Origin of the sequence: Vallitalea sp., from assembly GCF_025211055.1 — a bacterium.
Classification (GTDB): domain Bacteria; phylum Bacillota; class Clostridia; order Lachnospirales; family Vallitaleaceae; genus Vallitalea.
Genome location: NZ_JAOARO010000087.1, coordinates 155,445 through 169,023 on the forward strand (window position 1 = coordinate 155,445; position 13,579 = coordinate 169,023).

Annotated in this window: 11 protein-coding genes; all 11 read left to right on the plus strand. The window is 30.6% G+C overall.

Going from position 1 to position 13,579, the window contains the following annotated elements:
• The first annotated feature begins 15 nt into the window (after positions 1–15).
• The 11 genes from N4A55_RS13185 (at position 16) to N4A55_RS13235 (ending at position 13,518) form a co-directional block, all read left to right on the plus strand.
• Positions 16–561, plus strand: a complete 546-nt coding sequence (locus tag N4A55_RS13185) for a hypothetical protein (RefSeq protein ID WP_293757156.1) — start codon at positions 16–18, stop codon at positions 559–561.
• 136 nt (positions 562–697) lie between these two features.
• Positions 698–1,432: a 30S ribosomal protein S2 gene (rpsB, locus tag N4A55_RS13190; RefSeq protein WP_293757158.1), complete on the plus strand. Its 735-nt coding sequence runs from the start codon at positions 698–700 to the stop codon at positions 1,430–1,432.
• A gap of 196 nt (positions 1,433–1,628) precedes the next feature.
• Positions 1,629–2,549 (plus strand): translation elongation factor Ts, encoded by a 921-nt coding sequence (gene tsf / locus N4A55_RS13195; protein ID WP_293757160.1) that lies wholly within the window; start codon positions 1,629–1,631, stop codon positions 2,547–2,549.
• 127 nt (positions 2,550–2,676) lie between these two features.
• Positions 2,677–3,381, plus strand: a complete 705-nt coding sequence (gene pyrH, locus N4A55_RS13200) for a UMP kinase (RefSeq protein ID WP_293757162.1) — start codon at positions 2,677–2,679, stop codon at positions 3,379–3,381.
• Between the two features lie 72 nt (positions 3,382–3,453).
• Positions 3,454–4,008: a ribosome recycling factor gene (gene frr, locus N4A55_RS13205; protein ID WP_293757164.1), complete on the plus strand. Its 555-nt coding sequence runs from the start codon at positions 3,454–3,456 to the stop codon at positions 4,006–4,008.
• Between the two features lie 116 nt (positions 4,009–4,124).
• A complete protein-coding gene (locus N4A55_RS13210) occupies positions 4,125–4,847 on the plus strand; it encodes an isoprenyl transferase (RefSeq protein ID WP_293757166.1) in 723 nt (240 codons plus the stop codon).
• Positions 4,848–4,871: 24 nt separating this feature from the next.
• On the plus strand, positions 4,872–5,678 hold the full coding sequence (locus N4A55_RS13215; RefSeq protein WP_293757168.1) for a phosphatidate cytidylyltransferase: 807 nt from the start codon (positions 4,872–4,874) through the stop codon (positions 5,676–5,678).
• Between the two features lie 122 nt (positions 5,679–5,800).
• Entirely contained in the window at positions 5,801–6,943 is a 1,143-nt protein-coding gene (locus N4A55_RS13220) for a 1-deoxy-D-xylulose-5-phosphate reductoisomerase (RefSeq protein WP_293757170.1), read from the plus strand.
• 32 nt (positions 6,944–6,975) lie between these two features.
• Positions 6,976–8,001 carry an RIP metalloprotease RseP gene (gene rseP / locus N4A55_RS13225; RefSeq protein ID WP_293757172.1) on the plus strand — a complete coding sequence of 342 codons (1,026 nt, stop codon included), beginning with the start codon at positions 6,976–6,978 and terminating at the stop codon, positions 7,999–8,001.
• 102 nt (positions 8,002–8,103) lie between these two features.
• Positions 8,104–9,162, plus strand: coding sequence for a flavodoxin-dependent (E)-4-hydroxy-3-methylbut-2-enyl-diphosphate synthase (gene ispG / locus N4A55_RS13230; protein ID WP_293757174.1), 1,059 nt, complete (start codon positions 8,104–8,106; stop codon positions 9,160–9,162).
• A gap of 21 nt (positions 9,163–9,183) precedes the next feature.
• Positions 9,184–13,518, plus strand: coding sequence for a PolC-type DNA polymerase III (locus tag N4A55_RS13235; protein WP_293757176.1), 4,335 nt, complete (start codon positions 9,184–9,186; stop codon positions 13,516–13,518).
• The last annotated feature ends 61 nt before the right edge of the window (positions 13,519–13,579 follow it).

The window sequence follows — 13,579 nt, forward strand, 5'->3', positions numbered from 1 at the left end:
ACTTGAGGTGCTTAGATGAATAAACATAAATATTTTTTTAGAGGTGTAGGTATAACTTTGATAATTACTGCATCAATATTCTACTTTATAGGATTAAACATCACTAAGAAAACAACAGAAGTCATAACTGAAGAGGAAATAATATTAAGAGCTAAAGAACTAGGTATGATAGATAAAGGACAGATAGATACTAAAAAAGAGAAATTGACAGATAAAGAAATAATTGATAGAGCAACTAAATTAGGTATGGTATTTGAAGAAACTGATAAAGCCAACAGTGAAGAAAATGTTATAAATGAAAAAATAGAAAAAGAAATTCAGAAAGAAAATGAGAATGACGAAGAATCACAAGAAAGTGATACTGTTAAGATAAAAATAGAGTATGGAATGGGTTCAGATGAAGTAGCTGAATTATTGTTTGATAATAAGGTTGTAGATGATGACATGGAGTTTGACAAATTTTTAATGCAAAATAAATTAGCTCATAGAATAAAGATAGGTACATATGAATTTAAAGTAGACAGTACTTATGAAGAAGTAATGAAAATTTTTACAAATTAGCTTGATTAATTTTTTGTATTGTGATATACTAGCAATCGTGAAAAAACACGTATTCAGATTTTTAGAAAGGTGCCTAACAGGTATTCTAAGAAGATGAAGAATGCGGAAGAAAAAACCAAAATTATGGAGGTATAACATGAGCGTTATTTCAATGAAACAATTGTTAGAAGCTGGTGTTCATTTCGGACATCAAACAAGAAGATGGAATCCTAAAATGGCTGAGTATATTTATACTGAGAGAAATGGAATTTACATCATTGATTTACAAAAAACAGTAGGTAAAGTAGACGATGCATATAATGCTATTAAAGAAGTAGTAGCAGATGGTGGTAATGTATTGTTTGTTGGTACTAAAAAACAAGCTCAAGATGCAATTAAGGTTGAATCAGAACGTTGTGGAATGTTCTATGTTAACCAAAGATGGTTAGGTGGAATGTTAACTAACTTCAAAACTATTCAAGCAAGAATTGGAAGACTTAAGAACTTAGAGAAAATGCAAGAAGATGGTACATTTGATTTATTACCTAAAAAAGAAGTTATTAAGTTAAAACATGAAATGGAAAAACTTGAAAAGAACCTTGGTGGTATCAAGGAAATGAAAGATATTCCTGACATTATGTTTATAGTTGATCCAAGAAAAGAAAAAATTGCTATCCAAGAAGCCCATATATTAGGAATACCTATTGTATCAATAGTAGATACAAACTGTGATCCTGAAGAAGTTGATTATGTAATCCCTGGTAATGATGATGCTATTAGAGCGGTTAAGTTAATTGTTTCTAAGATGGCAGATGCTGTTATTGAAGCTAACCAAGGAGCACAAAATAATATAGAAGAAGCTGCAAAAGAAGCAGAAGCAAAAGCAAAATAGTAATTAATAATATGCTTCAACCAGCTACTATGGTTGAAGCATTTATTGTATATTTCAAAATATGTATTGGGTATCTCTATTATGTTAATAATTTATAATAGTAAAAACAATGCATTATTGAAATTATAATATATATGGTATTAATAAAATGAGATAAAAGTACGAATATAATAAATTGAATATGGAGGGTGCAAACATGGCAGTAACTGCTAGTATGGTAAAAGAGTTAAGAGAAAGAACTGGTGCTGGAATGATGGATTGTAAGAAAGCATTAGTAGAAAATAATGAAGATATGGAAAAAGCTGTTGAATTCCTAAGAGAAAAAGGATTAGCAAAAGCAGCTAAAAAAGCTGGAAGAATTGCAGCTGAAGGATTAGTAGCAGCATATGTATCAGATGATAATAAAGTTGCTTCAATCGTAGAAGTTAACAGTGAAACTGACTTCGTTGCTAAAAATGATACTTTCAAAACTTATGTTGCAGATGTTGCAACTGCTGCTTCTAACACAGAAGCAAAAGATATTGAAGGATTCTTAAATGATGCTTGGTTAAATGATGCAAGCAAAACTGTAAAAGATGTTTTAACAGAACAAATAGCAGTAATCGGCGAGAATATGAATATCAGAAGATTTGAAAAGTACATGGCTGATGGAAGTTTTATTACATCTTATATCCATGCAGGAGGAAAAATCGGTGTACTAGTAGAAATGAATGGAGAAGCTAATGAAGCTACTTTAGAATGTGCTAAAAACATCGCAATGCAAATTGCTGCTGTATCTCCAAAATACATTTCTAGAGATCAAGTAGATGCTGAGTATATTGAAAAAGAAAAAGATATCTTAAAACAACAAGCTAAGAACGAAAATCCTGACAAGCCAGATAATATCATTGAAAAAATGATTATTGGCCGTGTTAATAAAATGATGAAAGAAATCTGTTTATTAGATCAACAATATGTAAAAGATGGAGACTTAAATGTTTCTAAATACATTGCTTCAGTTGCAAAAGAAACAGGAGTAGAATTATCAATTAAGAGATATGTTCGTTTCCAAACTGGTGAAGGTCTAGAAAAAAGAGAAGAAAATTTTGCTGAAGAAGTAGCTAAGCAAATGCAATAATATGAATTTCCATATGTAAGTTAAATAAAAGGAAACACTTAGTGTTTCCTTTTTTTAAAGAAATGAATATTTTATACTAGTAAAAATTACTAGTTTGTGATAAATTAATAGATAGAGGTGTTTTTATATGTCAAAGTATAACAGAGTGTTACTAAAATTAAGCGGAGAAGCTCTTTCAGGTGGAAAAGGCACAGGATTCGATGAAAAAACAGTATTAATGGTAGCTAACCAAATCAAAGATATAGTAAATAAAGGTAATCAAGTGGCTATAGTAATTGGTGGAGGTAACTTCTGGAGAGGTAGAAGCAGCAGGAATATGGATAGAACTAAATCAGACCAGATTGGGATGATGGCTACAGTTATGAATTCATTGTATATGGCAGAAATACTAAGAACTCTAGGTATGAAAAGCGTTGTACAAACACCTTTTAAAGTAGGAACAGTGACTGAAGAATTTTCTAAAGACAAAGCACTAGAACATTTAACAAACAAAGAGGTTGTTTTATTTGCAGGAGGTACGGGACATCCATATTTCTCAACAGATACAGCAGCAGCCTTACGAGCTATTGAAACTGAATGTGATGTTATATTGCTTGCCAAAAATATTGACGGTGTATACGATTGTGACCCAAATGAGAATACGAATGCTAAGAAATATGATAAATTAACTTATAATGATGTAGTTTCAAAAGGATTGAATGTCATTGATATGACAGCTGCGATAATGTGTATGGAGCAAAATGTTCCAATGCTTGTATTTTCTTTAGCTGAAGAAGACAGCATTAAGAATGCTATGAAAGATAACATAAAAGGTACATTTATAACAGTATAAGTTATACACATAAATAGTCAATATCCTGCTATTTATATAGTATAACTAATGAAGATAATAGGAGGAGATAAAATGTTAGAAGAAATTAAAAAATACGAAGAAAAAATGCAAAAAACTATTAAAGCATTGGAGAATGAGTATAATTCAATTAGAGCTGGAAGAGCTAACCCACATGTACTTGATAAAATAACTGTTGAATATTATGGACAAGCAACACCTCTTCAACAAGTAGGTAATGTTTCTGTACCAGAACCTAGAATGATACAAATTCAACCATGGGATACTAGTATGATGAAAGAAATTGAAAAAGCAATACTTGCATCTGATGTAGGAATTACTCCTAACAATGACGGTAAAGTTATCAGATTAGTATTCCCAGAACTTACTGAAGAAAGAAGAAAATCTTTGACTAAAGATGTTAAGAAAAAAGGAGAAGAGGCTAAAGTAGCTGTTAGGAATATTAGAAGAGATGCTTTAGACAAATTCAAAAAACAGCTTAAGAATCATGAAATAACAGAAGATGATTTGAAAGATTACGAAACTGATATGCAAAAATTAACAGATAAATATGTAAAAGATATAGATGTACATGTAGAAAATAAGACTAAAGAAATATTAACAGTTTAGTGACTGTTTTGGTTTACCCCTCTATATGAGGGGTTGTTTTTAATCTAATGGAAAGTCCTATTTTTTATGTATATGATATAGAAAAAGATTCTTATGAATGAGAGGAATTGTTGTTTATGGTAGTTGACAATAATTATAATGTTCCAAGACATGTAGCAATTATAATGGATGGTAATGGTAGATGGGCAATGGCAAAAGGGAAAAAAAGACAATACGGTCATAGACAAGGTTCTAAAACATTAGAAACTATTTGTAAGCAAGCTTATGACATAGGTATAGAGTATATAACGGTATATGCTTTTTCCACTGAAAATTGGTCAAGACCGAAAGAAGAAATAGATAATTTGATGAATTTGTTAAGACAATACTTAAAAAGCAGTTTGAAAAATGCTAGCAGAGATAATATAAAAGTGAGAGTAATAGGTAATAAAATTGGATTAGATAATGATATTATCACTAGTATTGAAAGATTAGAAGAGGGATCAAAAGACAACACAGGATTACAATTACAGATTGCATTGAATTATGGTGGACGTGATGAAATTGTAAGAATGACAAAAAAGATAGTTTCTGAATTTGAAAATAATAACATTAATATAAATACCATTAATCAAAAAACAATAGAGAGATATCTTGATACAAAAGATATACCTGACCCAGATCTACTAATAAGAACAAGTGGTGAAATGAGAATAAGTAACTTCTTGCTTTGGCAATTAGCATATACAGAGTTTTACTTTGTTCAAAAACATTGGCCAGACTTTACTATTGAAGATTTGAAAGATGCTATAGAATATTATAGTAATATTGAACGAAGGTATGGCAAAGTCAAAGAATAATACAAAGAGAAGGGAATGGGTACAATGAAAAAGAGAATAATATCATCCATTATAGCGTTACCTATATTATTAATTCCTTTAATATATGGAGGTAAAATACTAATACTTTTATTATTTTTAGCATCGTTGCTAGGTCTTTATGAATTTTATAGAGCTTATAAAATTGATTGTTTAGGGCTTAAACTATTTGGATATATAGCGTCTGTGGTATATTATTTATTATTGATATTTAATAGAAGTGAATACTTCGGTGAATTCTATGGTATGTTCTTCTTAATATTATTAATAAGCTATGTATTTGTTTATCCAAAATATAATCTAAAAGATATTATGACTATTTTTATTGGATTTTTCTATGTAGTTTATCTATTATCATATATCTTATTAGTAAGAAGCAATGAAGCTTATGGTTCATGGTTGATATGGTTAATATTTATTGTTGCTTTTGGTAGTGATACGGTGGCCTATTTTGTTGGAGTTAATTTTGGTAAACATAGGTTAGCAGAAAAGCTGAGTCCTAAAAAAAGTGTTGAAGGTTCTATCGGTGGTATTGTTGGGGCTACGATTTTTTCAGTTGTTTTTGGTATCATATTACTTAATATAGGCGAATTAACAGATCCTATGAAATTAATACCTTTTGTATTTATTGGTGGAATTGGTTCTGTATTATCACAGATAGGAGATTTAGCTGCATCAGCTATGAAAAGACAAAATAACATAAAAGATTTTGGTACTATAATGCCAGGTCATGGAGGTATATTGGATAGATTAGATAGTATAATATTCACTGCACCATTTGTATATTATATTATGAAATTTTTTATTATGTAGTTTATATATGCTAATCAATTTTTTATAATATTATTAGATTAAAAAGAAATAATTAATTACACAAAAAAATATATTTAATGTATAAATCAAATATAGTAGCTTATTTGGAAGAGGAGAATAAATTGAAAAAGATATCTATTCTAGGGTCAACTGGCTCAATTGGTAAGCAGACAATTGATATTGTTTGCAAGCAGAAGGACATACAGATATTAGGTTTAACTGCAAATACTAACATAGATCTATTAGAGAAACAGATTGAATTAGTAAAACCGCAAGTAGTAGCTGTAATGGATGAACATAAAGCTTCTATTCTTAAAAAAAAGATTGGAAGCAAAGTAGAAGTATTAAGTGGAATGGATGGACTTATTAGAGTTGCAACCTTAGAAAAGGTTGATATAGTTGTTACAGCTGTAGTAGGGATGATAGGCATCAGACCCACTGTTGAAGCTATAAAAGCATCAAAAGATATAGCTTTAGCTAATAAAGAAACATTAGTTACAGCTGGTCAAATCATTATGGATTTGATAAATGAATATAAAGTAAACATTTTTCCAGTGGATAGTGAACATTCTGCAATATTTCAATCCTTAAAAGGAGAGAATAAAGAAGAAGTTAGCAAAATATTGTTAACAGCTTCAGGAGGACCATTCAGAGGGAAAAAAACAGAACTATTAAAGGATATAACTAAAGCTCAAGCACTTAATCATCCTAATTGGTCAATGGGTCCTAAAATAACAATTGATTCAGCTACTCTTATGAATAAAGGACTAGAAGTTATAGAAGCAAAATGGCTTTTTGATGTAGCACCTAATCAGATTCAAGTTGTCGTGCATCCACAAAGTATTATTCATTCAATGGTAGAATATAATGATGGTTCAGTGATTGCGCAGTTAGGTGTTCCAGATATGAGGATTCCAATACAATACGCTCTCAATTATCCGAAGCGGGTAGAGAATAATATTAGGAAACTTGATTTATTTAAAGTAGCTAGTTTGACATTTGAAGAGCCTGATATCAAAACCTTTAGATGTCTTGAATTAGCTTATAAAGCACTTGAAAAAGGTGGTTCTATACTATCGGTATTAAATGCAGCTAATGAATTAGCAGTAAAAAAATTTTTAGAAAACAAAGTAAGATTTCTTGAGATTCCTGAAATAATTGAATATGCTATGGATAAACATTGTAATATAAAAAATCCATCACTAACAAATATTTTTGAAGCAGAAAAAGAAACTTATGAGATTATTGAATGTAAATGGGGATAGAGAGTAAATAATGGAAAGGAATGATTGGTTATATGAATATTGTTGTTGCAATTTTGATATTTGGGTTACTTGTTCTTGTACATGAGTTAGGACACTTTCTTGCGGCAAGAAAAAATGGCATACTTGTTGAAGAGTTTGCTATTGGTATGGGACCTAAACTAGTAGGGATAAAAAGAGGAGATACGCTATACTCTATTAGGTTGTTACCTTTTGGTGGGTATTGTAAAATGCTTGGTGAAGATGAAGCTGTTGAAGATGATCCTAGGGCTTTTTCAAATAAATCAGTTGGAGCAAGAATGGTTGTTATTGTAGCTGGTGCTGCTTTTAACATTTTGTTGGCTTTTATCTTCGCTTGTATAATAGTTGGTAATATGGGTGATTATACTACTACTATTGATAAGGTAACTAAAGGTTCACCTGCATATGATGCAGGAATGAAATCAGGAGATAAGATAGTTAAGATAGATAATCATAATATTGTATCATATGATGAAATAGGTTTATATATCAATCTAAAAAAAGGTGAAGCTCTAGATATAACATATAAAAGAGATGGAAAGACTTACGTAGCTAATATAAAGCCCGTTGAACAAGATGGTAGACATTTAATTGGTATTTCACCTACCAAAATGAATCAAGGTAATATTTTCCAAATCATAAAATATGGATTTATTAAAGTTATTTTTTGGATTAAAACAGTGTTCATAAGCTTAGGTATGATTTTTAGAGGGCAAGTAACTAGACAGGACTTTGGTGGACCTGTAAGAATTATTTCCGAGATAAGTAAAGGTTATACTGAAAGCGTTAAATATGGTATAAAACAAGTATTTATGACTATATCATCTTATATTGTTTTATTAAGTGCTAACCTTGGGGTTATGAATTTATTACCACTACCAGCCCTTGATGGAGGAAGATTTGTGTTTCTACTAATAGAGGCAATAAGGAGAAAACCTATTAATCGAGAAAAAGAAGCATATGTCAACTATATTGGATTTGTATTATTAATGGTATTGATGGTATTTATGCTATTTAATGACTTTAGTAATGTATTTTAAATAAAATAATCTATATAATTAATCCAGGGGTTATCTTAATAATATTGATATAATATATATTGAGAAAGCCCTTGTGTTTTATGTCTAATAAGGAGGGATATAATGTATAGAGATAATACAAAAGTAGTAAAAATAGGCAATAAGGTCATTGGTGGAGGTAATCCCATACTTATTCAATCTATGACAAATACCAAGACCCATGATATAGAAGCTACTGTTAAACAAATTCTTACCTTAGAAGAAGAAGGTTGTGATATAATAAGAGTTGCTGTACCAGATGTTGAAGCCGCAAAAGCAGTTTATGAAATCAAAAAAAGGATACATATTCCTTTAGTTACAGATATTCATTTTGATTATAAATTAGCTATGATGTCAATGGACTATGGTGCTGATAAAATAAGAATTAATCCTTCTAACATAGGTAATCTAGAAAGAGTCAATAAAATAGTTGAAAGAGCTAAGATTGATAATATTCCTATTAGAATTGGAATTAATAGTGGGTCAGTTGAAAAACATATCCTGGATAAATATGGTCATGTAACCGCTGAAGGATTAGTAGAAAGTACTGTTAACAATATAAAGATAATAGAAGATATGGGATATGATAATATAGTCATATCGTTAAAATCTTCAGATGTGCCAATGGCAATTAAGGCTCATCAACTTGTTGCAGAAGCTGTTAACTATCCTGTCCATGTAGGTATAACAGAAGCTGGTACCATATGGTCTGGTACTATCAAATCAGCAGTTGGATTAAGTGTTATATTAGCTAGTGGTATAGGTGACACAATAAGAGTATCATTGACAGGTGATACGGTAGAGGAAGTAAGAGTAGCTAAAAAAGTACTAGAAACACTCGAGCTCCGTGAGAAAAATCATATAGAAATAGTGTCATGTCCAACTTGTGGAAGAACAAGGATAGATCTTATTAAACTAGCTAACATGGTTGAAAAAAGATTCGGTAATCTTAATATTAAGTTAAAAATTGCTGTTATGGGCTGTATAGTTAATGGTCCTGGGGAAGCAAAGGAGGCAGACCTTGGTATAGCTGGTGGTAAGGGGGTTGGTCTTATCTTTAAAAAAGGTGAAATTATTAAAAAAGTACCTGAAGATAGATTAATTGATGAACTTGCTATAGAAATTGAAAAGTATACCAAGTAACATGTAAGGAGTTGATTTTATATGAGCAAATGTTTTGTAGAAGTTTTTGATAGTATGCATCTTAATGATAGTATAGCTATGTATTTTGATAATGCTATGGTTAAACGTGTTGTTATTGACACAAAAGTAAAAGAATTACAGATCTACGTAGTTTTTAATAACATAGTTCATATAAAATTTATACGACAAGTGGAAAAACAAATCGAAAATAATTTATGCGCTAACTCTGATTTAACAGTTAGAATTATATGTGAGTATAATGTAAAATATGATTTGAATAAATTATTATTACTGTATAGGGATAGTATTTTATATGAACTAAAGCAATTCAGTCCTATTTGTTTTGGTATTTTAAGAAAAGCTGATATTGAAGTTCAAGGTGATAATGTAATTATTACTCTAACCAATAATACTATAGATTATTTAAAAGAAAAAAAAGTAGATAAAAGAATCCAAGAAATAATTAACGGTAGGTTTAACATTAATACTTATGTTTCTTTTAAGGTTAACGAAAAAGCGATAGAGAATAATATAAAATTCGTTAAGAAGAGAGAAGAAAGAGAAAAAGAATTTGTTACTAAAATTCTAAGTAATGTTCCTTCTCCAAATAGTAGTTCAAATAGTAATTCAACAAGTAATAAAAAACTACAATCATCGAAAAATGTAGAAGACAGTAAAATGATATATGGTAGAAAATTCGGTGGAGAAATTACTCCTATCGAGGAAATAGACAATGAGATTGATGATTTGATTTTTGATGGTATCATAATCAGTGTTGAGAGTAGAGAAATAAAGAATGATAAGTACATAGTAGCATTTGATTTAACTAATGATAAAGATTCAATAACTGCAAAATGTTTTATTAAGAAAGATCAATTTGAAGAGCAGGTAAGTGATAGACTAGTAAAAGGAAAATCAGTAAGAGTTAAAGGCAACTTACAGTTTGATACTTTTTCAAAAGAAATGACTGTTATGGCAAGAGCTATCATGGAAATTAATGATTTTAGAATCAAACGTCTTGACTTAAGTAAAGACAAAAGGGTGGAACTCCATGCTCATACTCAAATGAGCGATATGGATAGTGTGGTCAGTGCAACAGCTTTAGTGAAACAAGCTATAGCATGGGGCCATGATGCTATTGCAATAACGGATCATGGAGTTGTCCAAGCTTTTCCTGAGGCTTTTCATACTGCTAGTGGTAATGATATTAAGATAATATATGGTGTAGAAGCATATTTGGTTGATGACCTAAAATCTATCATACAAAATTCTAATAAGCAAAGTTTAGATGATGAGTATGTAGTGTTTGACCTTGAGACTACTGGATTCTATCCTGGAAAAGATAGAATAACTGAAATCGGTGCAATAAAAGTAAAAAATGGGGAGATTATTGATGAATTCAGTACCTTTGTTAATCCAGAAAGGATGATTCCAAAGGAAGTAGTTAAGCTTACAGGGATAACCGATGATATGGTGGCTAAGGCACCGAAATATCAAGAAATAATACCAAAGTTTATGGATTTTATTGGTGATTCAGTCTTAGTAGCCCATAATGCTGATTTTGACATTAATTTTATTAGGTATTTCTGTAAGGAAATTAATATTAGTGTTGATAATACAGTACTTGACACGTTAGAACTAGGACGAGTGCTTCTTCCTGATTTGAATAATTACAAGCTTAATACTATTACTAAAAAATTAAGTATAAAACTTGATAATCATCATAGAGCAGTAGATGATGCAATGGCAACAGCAAAGATTTTTATACAGTTTATTAGTATGCTTAAAAATAAGAATATCTATGACTTAGAAGAATTGGAAACATATTCTCATGAAGCAACTAAAAATGTCAAAAAGTTGAAGTATTATCATGCTATTATACTAGCTAAGAATCTTGTAGGACTTAGAAATCTTTATGAGTTGATTTCTAAATCCCATATAGATTATTTTTTCAGAAAACCAAGAATTCCTAAGAGTGTATATTTAGAGTTCAAAGAAGGACTATTGATTGGTTCTGCCTGTGAAGCGGGTGAACTATACAAAGCTGTTCTTGATGATAGACCAAAGGAAGAAATTGATAGACTTGTTAATTTTTACGATTATCTAGAGATTCAACCATTGATGAATAATGAGTTTATGATAAGAAATGGACGAGTAAATGGTAAAGAAGAACTTATAGAAATCAATAAGAAGATTATTAAACTTGGTGAAGAGCATAATAAATTAGTAGTTGCTACTTGTGATGTTCATTTTCTTAATCCTGGTGACGAAGTCTATAGGCGTATTATTATGACTGGTCAAGGATTTAAAGATGCTGATGAACAGCCACCACTATATTTTAGAACTACTGAAGAAATGCTAAATGAATTTGCTTATCTAGGTGAAGAAAAAGCGAGAGAAGTAGTCATTGATAACACTAAAAAAATATCAGATATGATAGAAAAAATTGACCCTGTACCTCCAGATAAATACCCACCGGTTATAGATGGTTCAGAGGAAAATCTCCGTAACATCTGTGAGACTAAGGCTAAATCCATATATGGAGACCCATTACCAGAAATTGTTGAAGAACGTCTTGAACGTGAACTTAATTCAATAATATCTAATGGTTTTGCGGTTATGTACATAATAGCCCAAAAATTAGTGTGGAAGTCTAACGAGGATGGATACTTAGTTGGCTCTAGGGGCTCAGTTGGTTCATCATTTGCAGCTACTATGGCAGGTATAACAGAAGTAAATCCTTTATCGCCTCATTATGTGTGCCCTAATTGTAAGTATAGTGATTTTGATTCTGAGATAGTTAAGAAGAATGCTGGTAACTCAGGATGTGATTTACCAGACAAAAAATGTCCCATATGTGGGGCTTACCTTATAAAAGATGGTCATGACATACCCTTTGAAACTTTTTTAGGTTTCAAAGGTAATAAAGAACCGGATATAGATCTAAACTTTTCAGGAGAATATCAAAGTAAGGCACATGATTATACAGAGGTTATTTTTGGAAAAGGTCATGTTTTTAGAGCTGGAACTATTGGAACTTTGGCTGAAAAAACTGCTTATGGTTTTGTAAAGAAGTATTTTGATGAAAAAGGGATTAATATAAGAAATGCTGAAGTTAATAGACTTGTTGCAGGTTGTACAGGAGCAAGACGTACAACAGGACAGCATCCAGGTGGAATTATTGTTGTTCCAACTAGTGAAGAAATATACAAATTCACTCCAGTTCAAAGACCAGCTAATGATATGACAACTAAGACGATAACAACTCATTTTGATTATCACTCTATTGACCATAACTTATTAAAATTAGATATATTAGGTCATGATGATCCTACGATGATAAGAATGCTTGAAGACATTACTGGATTAGATGCTCAGAAAATTAGACTAGATGAACCTAAGGTTGCTTCACTATTTACAAGTACTGAAGCTCTTGGTATAAAACCAGAAGATATAGATGGTTGTCCGCTTGGTTCTCTTGGAATACCAGAGTTTGGAACTGACTTTGTTATTCAGATGTTGCTAGATACAAAACCTACAACTTTTTCAGAACTATGTAAAATATCCGTTCTATCTCATGGAACCGATGTATGGTTGAATAATGCCCAAGAATTAATCAGAGATGGAAAAGCTACTATTGGTGAAGTAATATCATCTCGAGATGATATTATGGTATATCTTATAAATATGGGATTAGATAAGGAATTATCTTTTACTATAATGGAAAGTGTAAGAAAAGGTAAAGGATTAAAGCCTGAATGGGAAGAAATTATGACATCAAGTGGTGTACCAGATTGGTATATATGGTCATGTAAACAAATTAAATACATGTTCCCGAAAGCCCATGCTGTTGCATACGTTATGATGGCATATAGAATTGCTTATTTCAAAGTATATTATCCTGAGGCTTATTATGCAACATATTTCAGTATCAGAGCATCAGATTTTGATTATGAATTAATGTGTCATGGAAAAGAGAAAGTAGATATATACATAAAAGATTATAAATCAAGATTTAACGAATTATCCAAAAAAGAAAAAGATACATTAAAGGATATGAAAATTGTCCAAGAGATGTATGCAAGAAAGATTAATTTCGTACCAATAGATTTATATAAGGTTAAGTCAAAATTATTTCAGGTACTGGATGAAGGCATTATGCCATCACTAAGTGCTATTCAGGGTCTTGGAGAAAAAGCGGCTGATAATATTGTTAATGCTAGGAAAGATGGTATTTTCCTATCTATTGATGAGCTTAGACAAAGAACTAAGCTTAGTAAAACAGTTATTGAGATTATGAAACAAAATCATATATTGGATGGTATGCCACAATCCAATCAATTAAGATTGTTTTAATCATCAAAGTAATTATTTATATTATCATAATATAAATATACAATAAAGATACTAGTTATAT